Source organism: Maritalea mediterranea, from assembly GCF_021568695.1.
In the GTDB taxonomy this organism is placed as follows: Bacteria; Pseudomonadota; Alphaproteobacteria; order Rhizobiales; family Devosiaceae; genus Maritalea; species Maritalea mediterranea.
This window is the reverse complement of record NZ_JAKGTI010000001.1, coordinates 234,942-256,179: the sequence shown is the minus strand read 5'-3', so window position 1 is coordinate 256,179 and position 21,238 is coordinate 234,942. Positions and strand designations below refer to the sequence as shown.

General features: G+C 54.2%; 17 protein-coding genes. 6 read left to right on the top strand and 11 right to left on the bottom strand.

The features are described from left to right. Positions 1–6: 6 nt before the first annotated feature. Positions 7–612, bottom strand: coding sequence for a TetR/AcrR family transcriptional regulator (locus L1I42_RS01240; RefSeq protein WP_236112686.1), 606 nt, complete (start codon positions 610–612; stop codon positions 7–9). A 952-nt stretch (positions 613–1,564) separates the two neighbouring features. Between L1I42_RS01240 and rpiB the strand changes: the two genes are divergently transcribed. After that, positions 1,565–1,999: a ribose 5-phosphate isomerase B gene (rpiB, locus tag L1I42_RS01235; RefSeq protein ID WP_236112684.1), complete on the top strand. Its 435-nt coding sequence runs from the start codon at positions 1,565–1,567 to the stop codon at positions 1,997–1,999. A 229-nt stretch (positions 2,000–2,228) separates the two neighbouring features. Here the strand turns inward: rpiB and L1I42_RS01230 are convergent, their stop codons facing one another. The 9 genes from L1I42_RS01230 to L1I42_RS01190 form a co-directional block, all read right to left on the bottom strand. After that, positions 2,229–4,061: an aq_1923 C-terminal domain gene (locus tag L1I42_RS01230; RefSeq protein WP_236112682.1), complete on the bottom strand. Its 1,833-nt coding sequence runs from the start codon at positions 4,059–4,061 to the stop codon at positions 2,229–2,231. Positions 4,062–4,188: 127 nt separating this feature from the next. Further along, positions 4,189–5,295, bottom strand: coding sequence for a DUF2332 domain-containing protein (locus tag L1I42_RS01225; protein WP_236112680.1), 1,107 nt, complete (start codon positions 5,293–5,295; stop codon positions 4,189–4,191). A 136-nt stretch (positions 5,296–5,431) separates the two neighbouring features. Further along, the gene (locus tag L1I42_RS01220; RefSeq protein ID WP_236112677.1) at positions 5,432–6,667 is read right to left on the bottom strand and encodes a phenylacetate--CoA ligase family protein; all 1,236 of its coding nucleotides are present in this window, start codon (positions 6,665–6,667) and stop codon (positions 5,432–5,434) included. A gap of 14 nt (positions 6,668–6,681) precedes the next feature. Continuing rightward, positions 6,682–7,509: an ABC transporter ATP-binding protein gene (locus tag L1I42_RS01215; RefSeq protein WP_236112675.1), complete on the bottom strand. Its 828-nt coding sequence runs from the start codon at positions 7,507–7,509 to the stop codon at positions 6,682–6,684. 72 nt (positions 7,510–7,581) lie between these two features. Then, on the bottom strand, positions 7,582–8,805 hold the full coding sequence (locus tag L1I42_RS01210) for an ABC transporter substrate-binding protein (protein WP_236114145.1): 1,224 nt from the start codon (positions 8,803–8,805) through the stop codon (positions 7,582–7,584). Between the two features lie 104 nt (positions 8,806–8,909). Further along, positions 8,910–9,974 carry a branched-chain amino acid ABC transporter permease gene (locus L1I42_RS01205; protein WP_236112674.1) on the bottom strand — a complete coding sequence of 355 codons (1,065 nt, stop codon included), beginning with the start codon at positions 9,972–9,974 and terminating at the stop codon, positions 8,910–8,912. 18 nt (positions 9,975–9,992) lie between these two features. Beyond that, positions 9,993–10,889, bottom strand: a complete 897-nt coding sequence (locus tag L1I42_RS01200) for a branched-chain amino acid ABC transporter permease (RefSeq protein ID WP_236112673.1) — start codon at positions 10,887–10,889, stop codon at positions 9,993–9,995. Next, positions 10,886–12,874 carry a long-chain fatty acid--CoA ligase gene (locus tag L1I42_RS01195; RefSeq protein ID WP_236112672.1) on the bottom strand — a complete coding sequence of 663 codons (1,989 nt, stop codon included), beginning with the start codon at positions 12,872–12,874 and terminating at the stop codon, positions 10,886–10,888. The genes L1I42_RS01200 and L1I42_RS01195 overlap by 4 nt, the downstream gene beginning before the upstream one ends. A 2-nt stretch (positions 12,875–12,876) precedes the next feature. Further along, on the bottom strand, positions 12,877–13,668 hold the full coding sequence (locus tag L1I42_RS01190; protein ID WP_236114144.1) for an ABC transporter ATP-binding protein: 792 nt from the start codon (positions 13,666–13,668) through the stop codon (positions 12,877–12,879). 180 nt (positions 13,669–13,848) lie between these two features. On the opposite strand from L1I42_RS01190, the gene L1I42_RS01185 reads away from it, so the two are divergent. Together L1I42_RS01185 and L1I42_RS01180 are read left to right on the top strand one after the other, a co-directional pair. Continuing rightward, positions 13,849–15,807, top strand: a complete 1,959-nt coding sequence (locus tag L1I42_RS01185; RefSeq protein WP_236112671.1) for a hybrid sensor histidine kinase/response regulator — start codon at positions 13,849–13,851, stop codon at positions 15,805–15,807. Beyond that, a complete protein-coding gene (locus L1I42_RS01180; RefSeq protein ID WP_236112670.1) occupies positions 15,804–16,523 on the top strand; it encodes a winged helix-turn-helix domain-containing protein in 720 nt (239 codons plus the stop codon). The genes L1I42_RS01185 and L1I42_RS01180 overlap by 4 nt, the downstream gene beginning before the upstream one ends. On the opposite strand, the gene L1I42_RS01175 is transcribed toward L1I42_RS01180, so the two are convergent. Further along, positions 16,520–16,987: an Lrp/AsnC family transcriptional regulator gene (locus L1I42_RS01175; RefSeq protein WP_236112668.1), complete on the bottom strand. Its 468-nt coding sequence runs from the start codon at positions 16,985–16,987 to the stop codon at positions 16,520–16,522. The two genes, L1I42_RS01180 and L1I42_RS01175, sit on opposite strands and share 4 nt — an antisense overlap. Positions 16,988–17,216: 229 nt before the next feature. Here L1I42_RS01175 and L1I42_RS01170 point away from each other — a divergent pair, with 229 nt between their 5' ends. Genes L1I42_RS01170 through L1I42_RS01155 form a run of 3 tightly spaced genes read left to right on the top strand, consistent with a single transcriptional unit; the run spans position 17,217 to position 21,106 of the window. Next, positions 17,217–18,479, top strand: coding sequence for a 3-methyl-2-oxobutanoate dehydrogenase (2-methylpropanoyl-transferring) subunit alpha (locus L1I42_RS01170; protein ID WP_439651456.1), 1,263 nt, complete (start codon positions 17,217–17,219; stop codon positions 18,477–18,479). 3 nt (positions 18,480–18,482) lie between these two features. Beyond that, on the top strand, positions 18,483–19,499 hold the full coding sequence (locus L1I42_RS01165; protein ID WP_236112667.1) for an alpha-ketoacid dehydrogenase subunit beta: 1,017 nt from the start codon (positions 18,483–18,485) through the stop codon (positions 19,497–19,499). Continuing rightward, entirely contained in the window at positions 19,499–21,106 is a 1,608-nt protein-coding gene (locus L1I42_RS01155; RefSeq protein WP_369413048.1) for a 2-oxo acid dehydrogenase subunit E2, read from the top strand. Before L1I42_RS01165 ends, L1I42_RS01155 begins: the two co-directional genes overlap by 1 nt. The last annotated feature ends 132 nt before the right edge of the window (positions 21,107–21,238 follow it).

The window sequence follows — 21,238 nt, the reverse complement described above, 5'->3', positions numbered from 1 at the left end:
AACATTTCAGTGTCCTCCACTTAAGGTGATGCCCACAGATTGGCACACCAATTGAACATAAATATCTTCGATTTTTTGTTGGCTCAGCCGCCCCTGCTCGCGATACCAGGTGGTGACCCCGGTGAGCTGGGCGAGAATGGCCATGGCGGCGACATGGGTGTCGGCCAGATTGAACTGGCCCGCCATTTGGCCGGCGGCGAGGATGTTTTTCGGGATCGCCTCATATTGGCGACGCAGGGCTTCAATTTTTTTGAAATTGTCCGGCTCCAGATTGCGCAATTCCATATAGGAAATGAACACCTGATCTGGCCGTTTCAGGTGATATTGGATATGGAAGCGGACAAAAGTTTCGAGCTGTTGCGCCGGGTCTTTCGGCAGCTCCATTTCGCCCCACGCATCCAGCAGCGCCTGCATATGATCGGCCAGCAAATTTGTGAGCAGCGCCTGCTTGTTGGGGCAATGATTATAGAGCGCCCCTGCCTGCACCCCGACTTCCAAGGCAATCTCGCGCATGGACACGGCGGCATAGCCCTTTTTCGCAAAGAGCTTCAGCGCCACTTCATCAATGCGCTTTGCGGTTTCCTCACCCTTAGAGCCGTGCGTGCGCGCCACTTTCACCTCTAATAATTAAATGAACGTTTGTTTATTTAACATGGGTTGGAGTGGGTGGCAAGGGGGGTGATGTGTATGCGGAAGGGCCGAGTTGAAGCGTGGGTCTGGGTCGGCTATGCGCTACTGCGCTCTCGTTGGCATTGTCGGACTTGATCCGGTCATCCACGGCGCAGTCCGCTGCGCGGCGCTAGTGACCTTGGCGCCCGGTGTCGCTTCACCCCACTCTCGATCCCTCCCCATAGAGGGGAGGGAGGTGCGTTTGGAAAAGTGGAGGCTTGCGTTGCGTAGTGTAAGTTTTCTTTGTCGTTCCTTGGCGTGACCAATGGCGATTCATGGCACTATCTCCTCCGCGGCCACTCCGGACTTGATCCGGGGTCTATGTAGAGCGAATGGTCGGCTAGGACGTGGCTGTTTAATCCGGCGGCTTGTTTAGATTTGGCTGGTCAATTTCATATGCGGACACCCTGCCATCAAAGGGAGCGACGCGCCTCGGAGTCCCTATTGGCCTCCTGCTGATGTTGTTTTGACCCCGGATCAAGTCCAGGGCGGCCCGGTAGGTGGGGATGGCGCTGCATCTCGGCTCTTTTTTGCGCCGCCGTCGCTCACTACGTTCGCTACCCCGGCACCCCCGCCAATTGGTGCTTCACATAAGCTTTATGCACGGCTCATTCTATCCACCACTGTCACCCCAACGTTTGAACTTGGGGTCCAATTCACTTGTCGGCTTGCCGAAGGTGAGGCGAATTTTTCAGACTTATCTGCTATTTTGACAGCTCAAATGGATTGCAAGATCAAGTCTTGCAATGACGCCAGCGGACTGGCTGATACCGTGCCACCTCACCTCGGCTGCGCATTCATGCCGTTTATTCTAAAGCCTACTCACCTTCTTGGAGTTGCACGGCAAGGGAACTTGCCTATTAATGTAACTCCCCCCACCAAATGGAATCACCTTATGAAAATCGCTATTGGCACCGATCACGCGGGATATCGCTACAAAGAAAAGATCAAATCCTTTCTGACCGCGGCCGGGCATGAAGTGCAGGATTTTGGCACCTTTAGCGATGAGTCTTGTGACTATCCGGACTTTATTTTCCCAGTGGCCAAGGCGGTGGCGTCGGGGGAATTTGAGCGCGGGATCGTGTTGGGCGGGTCGGGCAATGGCGAGGCGATTGCGGCCAACAAGATCAAGGGCATTCGCTGCGCTGTTTGCTGGAACACGCTTTCCGCCGAAATGGCGCGGCGGCATAATGATGCCAATGTGCTCTCGCTGGGAGAGCGCATGATCTATGAAGATCAGCTTGAAGCGATTGTGACCACTTGGCTGGAGACACCATTTGATGGCGGTCGGCATGCGCGGCGTATTCAAAAAATTGTTGCTGATGTGTAGATCACCAGCCTGCTATAGCAGGATCAATGCCTGCGCCTTGGATATGGCGGGGAAAAGCAGCAACAAATGCACAGCGACAAACAAGAACAAAGCGGCAAAAAATCGAGACATAACGGCCTTCGAAAATATCAATTAAAAAATATGTTAAGTTATATGCCTAATTTCTCAGCCGGTTTCAACCAAAAAGGCCGCTCTATTGAGCGGCCTTTTTCTTAGCCATGGGCCCGATCTATTCAAGCGTAGAATTGAGATCAACAAACTCAAGAAGTTTGGTGGGGTCAGATTGCAGCATCATAATTTGTGGCATGCCGACGCCCGTTTGTGACTTGGCTGTCAGATTAACATTGATCTTTTTGTTGCCGCCCAAAAAGCCTGCAACATGCTCGCCCAATGCAACGGCTGAATCAGTGCCGCCCAACATGCCTACAATCATGCCCTGTGACATGGCTGTGACCTGATTGGTGAACGCTTCGACCGGCGCGCCCTGCTCAGCGGCGGCTTGGGCCAGGGCCAACTGAACCAGCCCCTCATCATCCATCATGATATTGAGATCGGTCACCGCCAAGGACATGGCCGACATCATGGCCATTTGCGGATCGCTGGCGAACAGCGTTTCTGTCGCCCCGCCTATGGTGCCACTGATCTCTACGGTGCCCATCTCTTTGATGGCAGCTGTCAACGTATTTACATTGATGACCTGTGCTTCCGCGTCCCAATCCAAATCGGCCACAAAGCCCATATTGATTTGCTCGAGGCCAGCATCGATCAATTGTTGCACCCCTTCATCTTCGCTGGAGGCAGGTAGATCAGCTTGCAACGCTTTAGCCTCGAGGCGGATATCTGCTGGAATCCCGTTTTGATATTGTTTCAAAGTGAGGTCAAACATATCAACAGAACCCGTGATACGCTCTTCCGGATCATCTTCGTTGGGCACATCAAACTGCACGCCACTGATGGAGAAACCGGTGATCGACGGGATCAGGCCGCGCATATTTTTCTCGAACCAATCTTCGGAATATTCAGCAGCTTCGCCCAATTTTGCAAAGGTGGGGCCAAAGTCAATTTCTTTAAAGGTGAAATTGTCGATCGAAATGGTGCCAGCATCTTCGCCTTCCACCGCGATCACAATATCGCTGACGCTGAAACGTGGATAGATGCCGTTTCCGAACGAACCGACAGCAATTTCACCGGTGGAGAAGGCAAATTCCTGATCGTCTTCTTCACCCGCACAGGCAATGCCATCCATGATGGTTTCTTCTGACTCAAAGCCATAAACGAGCTGGGCGTAGAAATCGATAATGTTGCCGATTTGCTCTTGCGTTGGCTCCCGGTCAGACTTCTCTGCCGCGTCAATTTCTTCGATCATGGCTGTGAGCTTGCTCATATCCATGGCGTCCGGTTTCGCACGGAAAGTGCCCGATCTTGCGGCACCGAACTCACAAGCAAACATGTCGGCGCTCAATGTGCCCCCGGCCAGCGAGTAGCTTTGATAAATGGTTTCAAATTCGTCGGATTTCTCCACATCAATCAGGCCGTACGCCCCCAAGAGCGAATGGATGTTGAGCGCGGTGATCTCGCTTAGGCCATAACCGAATTCCACTTCATCAATGGGATTCTCGCCCATACCGTCTGTGCCAAACAGGCCAAGGGTTTCGCCAACCGAAGCTTTTTCCGCTACGCCATCGCGCACATTTTCAAGTACAATTTCCTTGAACACCATCTCATTGGTGGTGGACTGTTCATCAACGGTCACTTCATAGGAAAAACGCAGCTCCGGTATGCGAACGCGATCCGCATTCAAACCGGCCAATTGCTCCGCATTTTCCGCCAGTTTTCCGGTAAGAATTTCACGCAGGGTGACTTCATCCATATTGGCATTGGTCAGATCAATGGCGCCCACTTCGACCCTGTGGGTGATGCTCGTCATCGATTTTTCCATGGTGGTTTCCGTCGCGGCATCCTGCGCCACCGCTGGGGTGGCCGCCCCGATTGCGATGGCCGCGACGGAGGCGACGAGCATAGATTTCAGCGGTTTCTGCCCGCTTTTTAGAAAGTGTGGCATGTTGAGGTCTCCCTTGAAGCAGATCTAATATTTCTTGAATTTGCGTATAGCAAACTATTATGACACCACTTTAGCAAGCGGATTGAAGCGCGTTCATACACATCCGCCTGCATATGGTTTCTTATTCTTAAACATCAACCGTTTGTAGCTTAAGCACTTTTGGGGGCTGATGCCAAGTGATCCAGCGCCCGTGGGCATCTGCGCGCCCCAAAATGTGCGTCTCGCCGGCGGGCCACAGCTGTTGTGTGATGGTGAAACCGGGCTGGTGACCATCCTTTTCCAGCTGCAGCCAAACCAAGGGCATATCTTTGGTGGCACTCGCTCCTTTTGCCGCAAGAAGAGCACTTATCCGCTGTTGGACAGGAGGGGGAAAATACTGGAACGCCACCGTGTTATAAACCACATGCATATGGCCGGGTTGCAGTTGATCGATTTGGTGCTCTAGCCAGGCGGCAGCGTCCGCCGCGTCTAAACGAATATCCAATTCTTTCGCCACTTCAATGGCCTGTTCTGTGCGGTCCACCCGTTCGGTTTGGTCCGGCCAAATATAGGAGATCAACCGCGCCACATCTGCTGGGCTGTGCGAATCCAGCGGGTTGAGATCGCAGCCGACACGGTGGACAATATCAAGTTGAGCTGCCGGGGGAGTCGGCCCTTGCCAATCAGGCTTAAGGGTGAAGGGGGCGGCGGCCGGTCCGTAATGCTGCGCGCCCAACTGGTAAGCAAAATGATCCAGCGCAAGATTGAGCCCGGCGCTGGCCCCCAATTCATAAAGCTTGATGGGCATGTTGAAACGCGCTGCCAGACGCAGCAAGGCCGGCATCAAAGCACTGGCGCGACGCACCTCATTTGTTTGGGGTGCAAAGGCCAGCTGCGCCAATATTTGATCTTCAAAATCGCTGGCTGCCCTGTCCAACACCTGCCAGAAGGCCTGATCCAGTTGGTTTGTGTGATGGGGCGGGTAAAGCGCGGTCAAGGCCGGCATCTGGCCACTGCGGGCCAATGCATTGAGCGCGCCGCACAGGCGCAAAGGCACGGCATGCACCCGATAGGTTAAATCACCGGGCCAGGTGGCCAGCTTGTCCTCCAGCATTGCAGAGGAAAACTGATGAGTTGCCATCAATTGGCACAATTGGGCAGTGAAGGGCGACCCCAGTGCGGCGCACGCTTCTGCCTGCAATTCACAGGCGTAAGTGAATTTTGCGCGGCGAGCCGCCCTAAATGGTGTTTTCATCCGCCAACTCCTTTGCACGAAGCACAGAGCATGGCGAATAACCACAAAAGATCAATTTCTATCCAAAGTATTTATACGCATGACAAGCGGATTTCCGGTAAATATTTACAGCATGATGCGTGTTTATACTCCATTGCTACACGCCAAGCACCCGCTTGTCCTCGATCACTTTGCCATCATTGGGCAAGGCATTGGGCGACACGACCTGAATATCGGCCCGGAGGCGCGTTTCGGCGCGCATAGTTTGGGCAATATCGTCCAACAAGCCTGGCGCGACATTTTCGATTTCACATAGCAGGGTCATTTGGTCTTTGCCCTCCTGCTCGGTCACTTCCAAGCGGGCGCGCGCCACTTGCGGATAGGCTTTGACCACCCGCGCAATCTGTTGTGGATGCACAAACATACCCCGCACTTTGGTGGTTTGGTCGGCCCGGCCCAGCCAGCCCTTCAGCCGTCCGTTGGTGCGGCCACAATCTGATTGGCCGGACATGGTGGCGGAGAGATCGCCCGTAGCAAAGCGGATCAACGGATAGGTGGGGTCAAAAATGGAGACCACCACTTCGCCCACTTCGCCCTCATTCACCGGGTCACCGGTGCCGGGCCGGACAATTTCGACCAGACAATCTTCGGCAATCACCATGCCCTCCCCTTGGGTTTCATAGGCAATCAGGCCCAGCTCGGCGGTGCCATAGCATTGGCGCACATCAATATTCTCGCCTTGATAGAATTCGCGCATGGCCGGGAATAGCGGGCCGCCAGACACAAGGGCATGTTTGACACAGCTAATGTCCTTGCCCAGACCCTTGGCTTTTTCCAAAATGATTTGCAAGAAATCAGGCGTCCCCACATAACCCGAAATCTGGAAATGGTTGAACGCCTCGACCAAGGTTTCGGTGTTGCCCACGCCAGCCGGAAAAATGGTTGCGCCGAGCTTGGCCGCTGCTTCATCAAACATAAAGCCGGCTGGGGTGAGATGATAGGAAAAGCAATTGGCGATTACATCGCCCGGACGCATCCCGGCGGCATAAAGCGCGGTGGCCATGCGCCAGGGGTCTGCAATATTGGCTTGCGGCTCGACGATTGGCCCGGGGGAAAAGAACACCCGTTTGATGGCCGATTTGTCGGTGGCGATGCCGCCAAACAGGTCGCGCTCTGCTTGCAGCGCCACCAGATCGCTTTTGCGCAAAATGGGCAGCTTGGCCAAATCATCCCGCGATTGAATATTTTCCGGATCGATCTCGGCCAGCGCCTCCTGCCAATAGGTTGAATTGGCTTTGGCGTGGGCCAGTTGCTTACGCAGCTTGGCCATCAGGCCGGATTGGCGGAACAGGGGATCCTGGGCTTCAGCTTTGTCGAAATAAAGTTCGTTCACAGCGCACCACCCACTTAAAGCCAACGCTTGCGGCGTTTATAGCTTTTAATGTCCTTGAACGAGCGGCGTTCGCCGCCGCCGCCGAGATAGAATTCCTTCACGTCCTCATTGTCCATCAGTTCTTCGGCGGTGCCATCGAGCACGATTTTGCCGTTCTCCATAATGTAGCCCTCATCGGCCACATGCAGCGCCATATTGGCGTTTTGCTCCACCAGCAAAATGGAGATGCCCAACTCGCGGTTTAGCCGCTTGATGATGCCGAATACTTCTTTCACGAGGAGCGGCGACAGGCCCATGGAGGGTTCATCCATTAAGATCAGTTTCGGTTTCGCCATCAGGGCGCGGCCAATGGCCAGCATTTGCTGCTCGCCGCCGGACAGGTAGCCCGCGAGGCCCGTGCGCTCTTTCAAGCGCGGGAAGAAGCGGAACACTTCTTCAATTTCTTCTTTCAAATTCGCATTGGGACGGGAATAGGCGCCAAGACGCAAATTCTCGATCACGGTCATATCCTGCAAAATGCCGCGCCCTTCCATCACCAGAAATACGCCCTTGCGCACCAGCGCTTCGGGGCCAATGTCGGTAATGTCCTGCCCTTCATACTCAATAGAGCCGCGGGTGACTTCACCATCTTCGCTGGCCAGCAGATTAGTGATGGCCTTTAGCGTTGTGGATTTGCCCGCGCCATTGGTGCCCAGCAAAGCGGTGATTTTGCCGCGTTGCACATTCAGATTGAGGCCACGCAGCACGAGGATCACCTCGTTAAACACCACCTCGATATTGTTGACGGAAAGGATGGTCTCCGCGCCCATCGCTTCACCAGTTGCGGCCATTTGTGGTTTCATTTTTATGCCTCCTTCCCGTCAGCTTGTTTGAACGCGGGGATATTTTTCACCCCCGCGCTATCTTGTTTGATCTTACAGGCCCAACCAGTCGTCACGACGAGGCAGTGTGGTTTCATCGATACGCTCGATTTTCACTTCGCCATCCTCATAAGAGCCCTGATTGATCGCCACAGTCATCAGGCCGCGGTGATCTGTCGGGGTCCAGGTTGAGGGCAGGCAGACGCCTTCAAGTCCTTCAGGCACCCAGTTTTCCTTGGCGTACATGCCTTTTTTGATGTTCTCGCCGGTGATGCCACCATTTTCCTTGGCCCAAGCCATGGCTTCCATCATGTAGTAGGCGGAGCAAATGCCGCGGATATAGTGGTGGGTTGGTTTGCCGCCATCGGCAAATTCGCCGGATTGGGCAATTTTGGTCACCAGATCCATGCCCGGCACATCCTGGCCATAGAAAGGCGTGGACGATGGGAAGATCATTTTTTCGGCCTGCGAGGCTTCAATGGTGACATAGTCACCGGCCCACACATTGCCCATATAGTTGGCTTCAACACCGACGGTGCCGCAAGATTTGAGCAGCGCCACAACCGAGCCGCCCAAATTGCCGAGATAGACATATTGCGCGCCACTTTCCTTGATGGTCAGGCACTGGGCTTTAAAGTCACCCGGCGCCATCGGCACCACAACGGGGTCAGCCACGGTCATGCCCAATTCTTCGGCATAGGCCTTGCAGGCTTCTTTTGGCGCATTTGGATAGGGGTGATTATCGCCCGCATGCAGGAAGGTTGGATTTTCAATGCCCTTTTCTTCTGCGTCGCTAGCCGCCCACTGGGCCAGAGCCCGGCATGTATCGGAATAGGATGGGCCATAAAAGAAGTTATAAGGCGCCGGTTTTTTTGTGGCCGGGTTGGTGCCTTCAGGGTCAGTCAAGTGGGCTGAATAAGAGGCGGAATAAACCGGAATCTTATCCTTGGCCACGAAAGAAATCAGCGCTTCCGTATCGGCGGTGCCCCAGCCCTGCATGGCCACCATGCCGCGGCCAGACCAAGCTTTATAAGCAGCGATGGCTTCTGGCACCTTATAGGCGTAATCCACTTGGGTGAGTTCAATCTGGGTGCCGTCAATCCCGCCATTGGCATTGACATATTGAATGGCGTCATAAACACCTGGGCCATAGGCCTTGCCCACAAAGGCAGTGGGGCCGGTATAGTCCACCAAATGGCCAACAAAGACGCTATCTTGAGCGCTTGCGGCCGTGCCCATCAACAATGATGCGGAAAGCGCCAATAAAGTTGTTTTCATGTGTTTCACTTTTGTCTCCTCTTTACCCTCGGCATATTGTTTTTATTGGCGTTTCATAGCCGGGGATGAACGCCTTTTGAGTTCGCGATATGCGCCCCGTCCCGCTAGCGCGAGAAGGGGAAGAGTTTCCAACTGGCGCGGATTTGCTGCCAGCGGTGGATGAGCCCTTCTGGCTCAAAGATCAAAAACAGGATGATGGCGGCGCCAATGGACATTTGCTTCACATAGGATTTGCCGCTCTCCATAGCCGGAAAGATATAGGCCGCCATGGTGGTGACACTTTCCATCACTTGCGGCAGCAACAGGATGAAGGCTGCGCCCAAAATGGCCCCATAGACCGAGCCCAACCCGCCAATAATGATCATGGCGAGGAACTGAATGGACAGCAGAATGGTGAACCCTTCTACCGAAACATATTCGAGATAGTGCCCGAACAAGGCCCCCGCCAATCCGGCGAAAAAGGATGAGATGCCAAAGGACAGAATCCGATATTTGGTGAGGTTTACCCCCATCACTTCGGCGCTCAGATAGTGATCGCGCACAGCCACAAAGGCCCGGCCATCGCGAGAGCGCAGCAGATTGGTCACCGCGACGGCGGTTACAACCAGCCAGAACAGCACCAGATAGAAATAGCGCAAATCATCATTAAAGGCGAAGCCGAACAGGTTGGGCCGCTCGGCCAGCGCGCCATAAACGCCGCCGGAGAACCATTCTGCCCGGGAAAAGAAGTCGGTCAGAATGAACTGGGAGGCCAGTGTGGCGATCGCCAGATAGAGGCCCTTAATACGTGCCGCCGGCACCCCGAAAATCATACCGACCGCTGTCGTTAACAGTGCGGCGGCGGGCATGGCCAGCAAAATCGGCACACCAAATGAGTTGGCCAACCAGGCACTGGCGAACGCACCAAAGCCGAAAAATGCCGCATGCCCCAAAGAGATCTGCCCGGTGGTGCCGACCAGAATATTCAGCCCGATCGCGGCAATCGCATAAATGCCGATCATGATGAGCTGGGAAAGCCAATAATTCCCGATGAAGGGTGCCGCCACGATGATTAAAGCCAGTAACACCAAGGCGGCGCGGGTTTCAAAGTGGGTTTTGAACAGGCGATTATCGTCCGTATAGCTGGTGCGGAAATCGCCTGCCGGGCGCGGATTAGGTACATATGACATAGTTCTTTGCCCTTTGCGTTAGATGCGTTCGATGTCTTTGGTGCCAAACAAGCCATAGGGTTTGATCATCAAAATAATGATCAGCACATAGAATGGCGCGATGGTGTAGAGATTGCCGAACTGTAGATATTGCCCGTCAACAAACTCGGCGAGGTTTTCCAAAACCCCGACAATAATGCCGCCGACAACGGCACCGACAATGGAGTCGAGCCCGCCGAGGATTACGGCCGGGAACACTTTGATGCCAACAAAGGCTAGGGAGTTCGAAACGGAGTTCACAATGCCGATCACAATGCCCGCCACGCCAGAGACCATGGCCGAGATGGCCCAGGCCATGGCAAAAGTTTGTTTCACCGAAATGCCAAGGCTTTGGGCAATTTGCTGATCAAAGGCGGTGGCGCGCATGGCCAGACCATGCCGGGTGAAGCGGAAGAACCAGAAAAATACGCCCATAATCACGATGGACAGGACAAGGGAGAGCAAATAGGCCACTTCCACATTCAGCCCGGCAATATTCACCACGTCTGTTGTCCCGAACACATCCGGGAACCGTTTGGCGTCATTACCGAAAATCCAATTCATTAGTGCCTGCATAAAGATCGACAGGCCAATGGTGACCATGATCACCGAGATAATCGGTTCGCCAATTAAGGGCCTTAAGATCACCGTTTGCACAATGATACCGAAGGCGACCATAAAGATCAGGGTAAAGATAAAGGCGAGGAAGAACGGCAATTGCATGTTGGTGACCAGCGCCAGGCACACCCATGCGCCAAGCACCAGAAATTCACCTTGCGCAAAGTTCACCACTTGGGTGGATTTGTAGATCAGCACAAAGCACATGGCCACAACGCCATAGAGCATGCCCACAATCAGGCCGTTGACTAAGAGCTGGAAGAAAAGATCCCATTTCATGAGGCAAGGCTCCTTTGTTCAGATGCTTTTGGCGCTTCGCTCAAATTTTCCACTTTCAGCGAGGTTTTGATGCGCTGTTTGGTGCCGTCCTGGAAGGAAATCACCGTGTCGATATCCACCCGCTCATCATCGGAATAGAGCTTGCCGATAATGTCAGCATATTTCTCGGCGATGACGCCGCGGCGCACTTTTTTGGTGCGGGTCAATTCGCCATCATCAGCGTCGAGTTCTTTATACAGCAGCACGAATTTTTGAATGCGCTGGGCTTCGGGCAGTGTTTCGTTCACCCGCTCCACTTCTTCGCGCATCAGTTCATAGATTTCGGGCCGTGCTGACAGGTCGGTGTAGGTGGTGAAGGCAATGCGCCGCTGCTCGGCCCATTTCGAGACAATCGGATAGCGAATGCAGATCATGGCCGTCAGGTACGGCCGGTCTTTGCCCAAAATCACCGCTTCGGCCACAAAAGTGGAGAACTTCAGCTTGTTCTCGATGAATTGCGGTGAGAAGCGGGTGCCAGTGCTGGTTTCGGAGAGATCCTTGATCCGGTCGATCACCACCAGATGGCCCTTATCGTCCAGATAGCCTGCATCACCGGTGAGGAACCGTCCCTTTTCATCGAAGGTCTCGTCGGTGGCTTCCTGGTTTTTATAGTAACCGCTCATCAAATTGGGGTGGCTGACCACAATCTCGCCCAAGCCCTCATGATCGGGATTGATGATGGAAATGGTGCAGTCATGCATCGGATAACCCACGGAATTGTGGTCCACCTCATCCCATTTATGGATGGTGTAGGCGCCTAGGCCTTCGGTTTGGCCATAAAGCTGCTTAAGGGGCACGCCCATCGCCTGGAAGAATTTGAACGTGTCCGGCCCCATGGCCGCGCCACCGGTGGCAGCGGATTTTAGACGGGAAAAGCCCAACCGGTCGCGCAAGGCACGGAACAATGTCAGCTCGGCGAGTTGGTCGCGCTCGCCTTTTTCCAGCGCGTCTAGACCGCGTTTAACGCCCCAGTCAAAAATCTTTTGTTTCCAAGGGGAGCTCTCCATCATCCGCGAACGAATATCAGCGGCCACCACTTCCCAAACGCGCGGGCTGAGCAGCACAAAGTGCGGCCCGATTTCGCGCAGATCGGCCATGGCCGTATCCTGACTTTCAGGGAAATTAACAATCATCCGCGCCACCAGATTCCACGCCACGGAATACATTTGCTCCATCACCCAGGAGAGCGGCAGCACAGCCAGATATTCATCGCCGGCGCTCATGGGATCAGCTTTGAGATAATTCACCGCGTGACCCAAAAAGGCGGAGTGTTTCCACATGGAGAGTTTGGGGTTGGAGGTGGTGCCCGATGTGGTGCAGAGCACTGCTACGTCGTCGCTATTGGTTTGCGCCACCATCTCATCGTAAGCGTTGGGATTTTTGGCCAGAATATCCGCGCCAATCTGTTCAACGTCGGCCAGAAAGATCAGTCGCGGATCGTCATATTTCTGCATGCCGCGCTTATCATGATAGATGATTTTCTGGATCGACGGAATGCGATCCTCGAGCATGAGAAACTTGTCCACCTGCTCCTCATCTTCCGCCACCACAATTTTCGGCTGGGCATAATTGATCAGATATTCGATCTCATCTTCCAGCGCGTCACGATAGATCCCCATGCTCATGGCCTGGTTGGCGTGGGCAGCCACCTCGCCCCACACCCATTCCGGGCGGTTGTCGCCAATCAGCGCCACCACGTCGCCGGGGGCCAGGCCAAATTCTTTAAAGGCCAGGGCCATTTTGGCCACATGATCGTTGAATTGGCTCCAAGTGATCTCATTCCAGATGCCAAAGTCTTTTTCGCGCTGGGCCACATCTTTGGGATGGGCTTTGGCGTTGGCGGCGAGCAATTTGGGCAAAGTGTCGGCGTTTTTCACCGCGTTTAAATGGTGGCTGCCATCAGCCCATTTGATGTCATTGCCGGATTTTTCAGTAAGCGTAGACATGGTTACATCGCCTCCTTTTCATCATCCAAGGAGAAATCATCAACGCCGAGATAAGCTGTTTTGACCTGTTCATCTTCCACCACATCATGGGGCAGGCCTTCAGCAATTTTCTGGCCAAAATCGAGCACCGCCACGCGGTGGGAAATATCAACGACCACGCCCATATCGTGCTCAATCATCACCACGGTGATGCCATATTGCTCATTGAGCTCGATGACGTAGCGGGCCATGTCCTCTTTTTCTTCGAGGTTCATGCCCGCCATTGGTTCGTCGAGGAGAATAAGTTTGGGTTTGATGGCGATGGCGCGTGCCAATTCCACCCGCTTGCGCAACCCATAAGAGAGAGACCCCGCCGGCTCATTGCGCACATGTTGAATTTCAAGAAAATCGATAATGTCTTCAATTTCCGCGCGGGCCTCGGCCTCTTCTTTTTGCGCGCCACCGACCCAATAAAACATCCCTGTGAGGAAATTGTTTTTCATCATATGGTGGCGCCCCACCAGAATATTGTCGATCACCGACATATGGGAGAAGAGCGCCAAATTTTGAAAGGTCCGGCCAATGCCAATCTTAGCGCGGTCATTGATAGAGCGTGCCAGCAAATCCTTGCCATCGAACAGGATCGCGCCTTCCTGCGGCTTATAGCGCCCGGAAATGCAATTGAGCATGGATGTTTTGCCCGCACCATTGGGGCCGATCAGCGAGAAAATCTCGCCCTCATTAACGTGAAATGAAATATCGGTGAGCGCTTTCACGCCCCCAAAACGCAAAGAAATGTTGGATACGTCCAACATCTTTGTTGGTTCTGTCACAATTTTCCTCCCCAAAGGCGCTTGACCATTTTTGATTTTGAGTTTCGTCTATAAGCTCAATCAAGTGCAATGCCTTTATCCACGTTTTAACCAAAGGGGATTGCCAGATTATGCCCGAATTGTACGCAATTGTGACAGGTGGGCGGGGGAGGACAGATCGGCATGGGCGACCAGGAGATCAGCGACAGTCAAGCCGTTGAACTATTGATGCAAATTGAAGCGGGCCTTGATAATATTGATCAGGGCATCACTGTGTTTGACCAGAATTTAGAGCTGGTTTTCGCCAATAAAAGACTGGGTGAATTGCTCGATGTCCCTGATCGGCTTTTATCCCGTGGCACCAAGTTTGAAACCCTTATTCGCTATAATTCCGAACATGGGGAATATGGCCCTGGCGACGTGGAAGAGCAGGTGGCCGAACGGGTGCGGGTGGCGCGAGAATTTCGGGCCCACACCGTGGAGCGAGTGCGCCCCAATGGCCGTGTGATCCGCGTTTCGGGCGCGCCGCTGGCCATGGGCGGCTTTGCCACGATTTACACCGATATCACCCAGCAACGCCGCTATGAAATTGAGCTGGAAAAGCGCATCAATGCGCAAACGCGCGATTTGCGCCGCTCGGAAGAACGGTTACGGCTGATCGCCAATGAGGTGCCCGCGGGCATTGCCTATCTCGATCAGGATGAAGTGTTTCAATTTGTTAATCGCAGGTTCGCCCAAAGCTATGGTCAATCGGTGGATGATATTGTGGGGCACAAAAGTCAGGAGATTTTGTCGCCGCATATGCATGAGGATTCCGCCCCCTATTTCGCCCGCGCCAAAGCCGGGGAAGCGGTGGAGTTTGATCTTGAGTTCGACCATGAGGACGGGCGCAAGCTGGAAATTCGCGTCTTTTTGCGGCCCGATGTTCGCGCCGACAAATCGGTGCGCGGCTTTTATGTGCTCTCGATCAATTTCACCCGTCACAAGCAGGCTGCTGCCGCTTTGTCGCAAGCGCAAAAGATGGAGGCGATTGGGCGCCTTTCTGCCGGGATTTCTCATGATTTCAACAATTTGCTGACCATCATTTTGGGCAATTTGCGGCCACTCGCGGAGCAAATGGAAGACACCCATTTGCGCGACGAAATGGTGGCCCCCTCTTTGCGCGCAGCCAAGCGCGGCGCGGAGCTGACCCGGCAATTGCTGGCCGTGGCGCGGCGGCAACCGCTGGACCCGAAAGTGGTCAATTTGAATGAAGCGGTTGAGGAAGTGGCGAACTTGTTGAAACCCTCCCTGCCCGCCACAACGCAATTGCGGCTTGACCTGCCCGATCAAGAATTATGGGCCAAGGTGGACCCTGGCGCTTTGGAAAATGCGTTGTTGAATCTGGCATTGAATGCGCAGGCGGCGATTGAAGAAAGCGCACGAAAAGACCATGGCTTGATTGAATTGCGGTTAGCGGCCGGACCCGACCAACACATTAAAATTCACTGTCGCGACAATGGCACAGGCATGAGCCAAGAGGTGCAAAAACAGATATTTGACCCCTTCTTTTCCACCAAACTCCATTCTGGCGGCACCGGGCTTGGTCTCTCAATGGCGCAAAGTTTTGCACAAATGTCGGACGGGGACATTGCGGTGTCGAGCGCTATGGATTTGGGTACCGAATTTGAAATCAGTATTCCTGCGGTAGCCGCCCCCACACAGGCCGAGGCCGAACAGGAGGTGCCACAACTGCCCCATAAGCAAGGCGCGTTGGCGCTGCTGGTTGATGATCAGGATGAAGTGCGCGCGGTGCTGCGGCGCGAGCTGGTGGGGCTTGGCTATGCGGTGCTGGAAGCAGAAAATGCTGCCGAGGCCATGGAACTGATGGATGAGGTGAGCGGCATTGAACTGGTGCTTTCTGACATTGCCATGCCCGGCGGGATGAGCGGCATGGAGCTGGGGCACCATGTGCGGGCCAATTTCGGGCATATCGGGCTGATCCTGATGACCGGCCACGCCAATCTGGCCAAGAGCGACTTTGACCAAGGTCTAAATTGCCCCATATTGCGCAAACCGTTTGAGCACAATAGTCTCGCCCGGGCGATCCTTGCCGCTGAGGCCCAGGCATCGCCAGCACGGGAGGAACAAAGCGCCATATGAATCAGAAACTGATTTATATTTTGGAGGATGACGCGGATGTGCGCGCGCTTTATGCCCGCGAGCTGACGGCGCAAAAGTTTGACGTGCAGGCGTTTGAAACCATCAAAAGCTTTGATGCTGCGCTGCTGGAGCAAACCCCGGACCTGTGCATTTTGGACCTGTCGCTGCCCGATGGCGACGCGCTGATGTTGCTGCGTGATACGGTGGGCCAATTAAACATCCCCACCATTGTGGTGAGCGGACGCGGGGCATTGGGCGACCGGGTGCTTGGCCTTGATTTTGGCGCCGATGACTATCTGGTGAAACCGGTGAACACGATTGAGCTGGCCGCCCGCGCCCGCAGCTTGTTGCGGCGGGTGGAAAAGGCGCACCCCCGCGCCACTGCCAGCCTTGGCGACAAGCTGAAATTTGGCGATTGGCAGGTGGATTTTTCCACCTTTGAGCTCAGCTACAAGGACGGCACATCCGAAATTTTGAGCGCCGCAGATGCGCGTTTGCTGAAAGCCTTTTTGGGCATGCCCGGCAAAGTGTTGTCGCGCGAACAATTGATGGATCTTTACGATCAGGATGGGGACGGCAGTTTTGACCGCTCCATCGACGCGCAGGTCTCGCGGCTCAGGAAAAAGCTGAAAGACACCGCCAAAAATCCCAAGCTGATCCGTACCGTTTATGGTGCTGGTTATATGTTTACCCCGCAGGTGGAAGCCGTTTCTTAATGGCTTAAATTGGGCAAGCGGTCACGCTTGATAATGCGGCGGAGGGCGAAACGGGAGCGGATGGAGCGGATGCCGGGGACGCGGGTGAGCTTTTCCTGCAAAAAACGTTCATAGGAGCCAAGATCTGCCGCGACCACGCGCATTAAAAAATCCTGGCTGCCGGTCATGATGAAACATTCCATAATCTCATCAAAAGTCTGCACTTCTTTTTCAAAAAGCTGCAACGCTTCGGCGCGCTGATTGTCCAATTCGACGGAAACGAAAATGGAGATGGGCAGGCCCAGCATTTCCTGATTGACTGACGCCGTGTACCCTGTGATGACGCCCCGATCTTCCAGCGCCACCACCCGGCGGGCGCAGGGGGTTGGCGAGAGGCCGACCTTTTCCGCCAGCTCGTTGGTGCGCATGCGCCCTTCTTCCTGCAAAATGGCGACAATCTTACGATCAATGGCGTCGAGCTTCATTTTTTCTCCAAAATCGACATGGATATTGAGATTAATCGCTAACGGGCGTATAGTTCAAGCTGTATTTTAGTGAGAAACTGCGCAAAGCTTGTGCCAATATATGCATAATTGGGGGGAGCTAGGGTTTAAAATAAAGTCAGTATAACTGACCAATCTCCCCAAACCATACAGTACCGCGTTCGGTTCGATTGCGCGATGTCGTGCACTTTAAGTGCCGGAGGAGATGATCATGTCTGACGAGAAAATGCCGAAAGCCACCGGTCCGCTATCCATTTCCATTCCCGAACCGCCGGGCCGTCCGGGTGACGCGCCGGACTTCAGCTATATTGAAGTGCCCAAAGCCGGGGAAGTTGAATGCCCCGCCATTGACACCAAGCCGGAAGATATGCGCCATCTGGCCTATTCAATCGTGCGGGTATTGAGCCGCAAAGGCAATGCGGTTGGTCCCTGGGCCGAGTTTTTGGGCGATGATCTGAACGATGAAAGCCTGCTGCGCGGCCTGAAAGACATGATGAAAACCCGCATTTTTGATGCGCGGATGCTGACGGCGCAGCGGCAGGGCAAAACCAGTTTCTACACCCAATGTCTGGGTGAAGAAGCGATTGCCACCGGCTTTCAGCGCATGATGCGCAAGGGCGATATGAATTTCCCCACCTATCGGCAACAGGGCCTGTTGATTGCCGATGGATGTTCTATGTTTGACATGATCTGCCAGATCTATTCGAACGAAAAAGACAATCTCGATGGGCACCAATTGCCGTGTCTTTATTCCTTCAAAGATCATGGGTTTTTCTCGATCTCCGGTAATTTGGGCACCCAATATGTGCAAGCTGTTGGCTGGGCCATGGCCTCTGCCATTTCAGGTGATGACAAGATTGCCTCGGCCTGGATCGGTGATGGGTCGACCGCGGAAACCGACTTTCATTCCGGCATGTTGTTTGCGTCGGTCTATCAGCCACCTGTTGTATTGAATATTGTGAACAACCAATGGGCCATCTCCTCCTTTAACGGCTTGGCTGGTGGGCGCAATGCCCCATTTGCCGCCCGTGCCCATGGCTATGGCTTCCCGTCCCTTCGGGTGGATGGCAATGATTATCTGGCCGTGCTAGCCGCCTCAAAATGGGCGACTGAGCGGGCACGACGCAATCTCGGCCCGACCCTGATTGAATGGGTGACCTATCGCGTGGCGGCCCACTCCACCTCGGATGACCCCTCCGCCTATCGCCCGAAAGAAGAGAGCGATGCCTGGCCGTTGGGGGATCCGGTTGAGCGCTTGAAACTGCACCTGATCAAGAAAGGCGCTTGGTCTGAAGAGCGACACACCCAAGCAATGGCTGAAATTGAAAGCGAAGTGATCGCGGTGCAAAAAGAGGCCGAAAAATATGGCACGCTTAATCGCGGCAAAGGCCCTGATCCCGAGAAGATGTTTGAAGGCGTTTATAAAGAAATGCCCGATCATCTGGTCCGTCAACGTTTGGAATTTGAGGCATAGATCATGGCACGAATGACGATGATTGAAGCCATCCGCGATGCGATGGATGTGAAGATGGGCATGGACGAGGATGTGGTCGTGTTCGGGGAAGATGTGGGCTATTTCGGCGGCGTGTTCCGCTGCACCCAAGGGTTGCAAAAGAAATATGGCAAGCATCGCTGTTTCGATGCGCCAATCAATGAAAGCGCCATTGTAGGCGCCGGCATTGGCATGGCGACCTATGGCAAGCGGCCCTGCATTGAAATACAGTTCGCCGACTATGTACTGCCGGCCTATGACCAGATTGTTTCGGAAGCGGCACGCATTCGGCACCGCTCCAACGGACAGTTCACCGCCCCGATTGTGATCCGCATGCCCACCGGCGGCGGCATTTTTGGCGGGCAAACCCACTCGCAAAGCCCAGAGGCGATTTTTACCCATGTGAGCGGGTTGAAAACCCTGATCCCCTCGAACCCTTATGATGCCAAAGGCATGTTGATCGCGGCGATTGAAGATGATGATCCGGTGATCTTTTTGGAGCCGAAGCGGCTTTATAATGGCCCGTTTGATGGTCACCATGAAAATGCCGTGACCTCCTGGGCCAAGCACGAAAAGGGCGAAGTGCCGGAAGGTCATTACACAGTGCCGATCGGCAAAGCAGAGGTAGTGGAAAAGGGCATGGATGTGACCATCCTGGCCTATGGCACGATGGTTTATGTGGCCCAGGCCGCGGCCAAGGAAAACAATATTGACGCGGAGATCATTGATTTGCGCTCATTGCTGCCGCTGGATCTGGATACGATTGTCAATTCCGTGAAAAAAACCGGTCGCTGCGTGGTGTTGCATGAGGCCACATTGACCTCAGGCTTTGGTGCCGAGTTGACCTCATTGGTGCAGCAGCATTGCTTTAACCATTTGGAAGCGCCCGTGCTGCGGGTGGCCGGGTGGGACACCCCCTATCCCCACGCGCAGGAATGGCACTATTTCCCCGGTCCGAAACGAGTTGGCAAGGCGCTGAAACGCGTTGTGGAGGCACAATAATGGGTACGCATATTATCAAACTGCCTGATGTGGGCGAAGGCGTGGCCGAAGCCGAGTTGGTGGAATGGCACGTTAAAGTCGGTGATGTGGTGAAAGAAGACGAGGTGATCGGCGCGGTGATGACCGACAAAGCCACCGTCGAAATCCCCTCTCCGGTGCAAGGCGAGATCACTTGGCTGGGTGCCGAGGTGGGCGATACGGTTTCCGTTGGGTCGGAGATTGTGAAACTGGCCACCCTTGGCGACGAAGATGACACCAGCGACGCCCAGATCGATTCAGTCGAGGCCGCGGAAAAGCCTGCAGAAACTGAGGCCGCACCGTCAGCCGATTCTGGAAAAGGCAGCACCAAAGGCAGCTATGTGATCAAATTGCCGGATGTGGGCGAAGGGGTAGCCGAAGCTGAACTGGTGGAATGGAATGTCAAAATCGGCGACATGGTCGCTGAGGATGAAGTGCTGGGCGCGGTGATGACCGACAAGGCCACCGTGGAAATTCCGTCGCCGGTGCAAGGCGAAATTACCTGGCTGGGCGCAGAGGTTGGCGATACGGTTTCGGTGGGATCAGAGATTGTGAAGCTGGCGACCCTGGATGGGGAAAGCGGGTCGCATGATGCCGACATTCAGGTGATTGAAAAAGACGAGACACACGAGGCGAAGCCCGCTGCGACACCAATCGCCGACAGCAAAGCTGAAGTTTTGCCGCCGCGCGCATCTGGCGAAAAAGTGTTGGCGGCCCCGGCGGTGCGCAACCGCGCAAAATTCCTCAATCTGGATTTGAGCCAATTTAACGGCACCGGACCGGAAGGCAGCATCAGCCATGAAGATCTGGACCGCTATTTGCTGAGCCAGCAGGCCAAAGGCGGCAGCGCTGCCGCATCAACGCCTGCCGCGCCTTATGCAGGCACCGGCAATGAACCCACAAAGGATGTGAAAATTGTCGGGCTGCGCCGGATGATTGCCGAAAAGATGAGCGTCGCCAATGCCCGCATTCCACACATTACTTATGTGGAAGAAATTGATGTGACCGAGCTGGAAGGGCTGCGGCAGAGCCTGAATGCGCAAAAGGAAGAGCATCAGACCAAGCTGACGCTTCTGCCGTTTTTGATGAAATCAATGGTCACCGCGCTGGCGGAACAACCCGGCATCAATGCCCATTTTGATGATGATAAGGGCATTGTGCATCAGTTTGAACATGTGCATATGGGCATTGCCGCACAAACTGATAATGGCTTGATGGTGCCGGTTGTGAAAAATGCACAAAATCACGGTTTGTGGTCAAGCGCCAAAGAGATCGCCCGGTTGGCCCAAGCGGCCAAGGATGGCAGCGCAAAGCGCGAAGAATTGACCGGCTCGACCATCACCATCACTTCGCTCGGGGCCCTGGGCGGGGTGGTGAACACGCCGGTGATCAACCACCCGGAACTGGCGATTGTGGGCGTCAATAAAATGATGACCATGCCAAAGTGGGATGGGGAGAAATTCGTGCCGCGAAAAATCATGAACCTCTCTTCGAGCTTCGACCATCGCGTGGTGGATGGCTATGATGCCGCTGTGTTTATTCAGCGGGTCAAATCGCTGCTGGAAAAACCCTTGATGATCTTCTCATAGATCCGGCTTTTAGCTTGCAAATCAATCAAGACCGCCGTTCGGCGGTCTTTTTGTTCAATGTTTATTAACGTAAACCTTTCGTTACCTTTCTTTCACTAAACTGCGGTTGCAATTGCAAAGAGATGGGTCAGT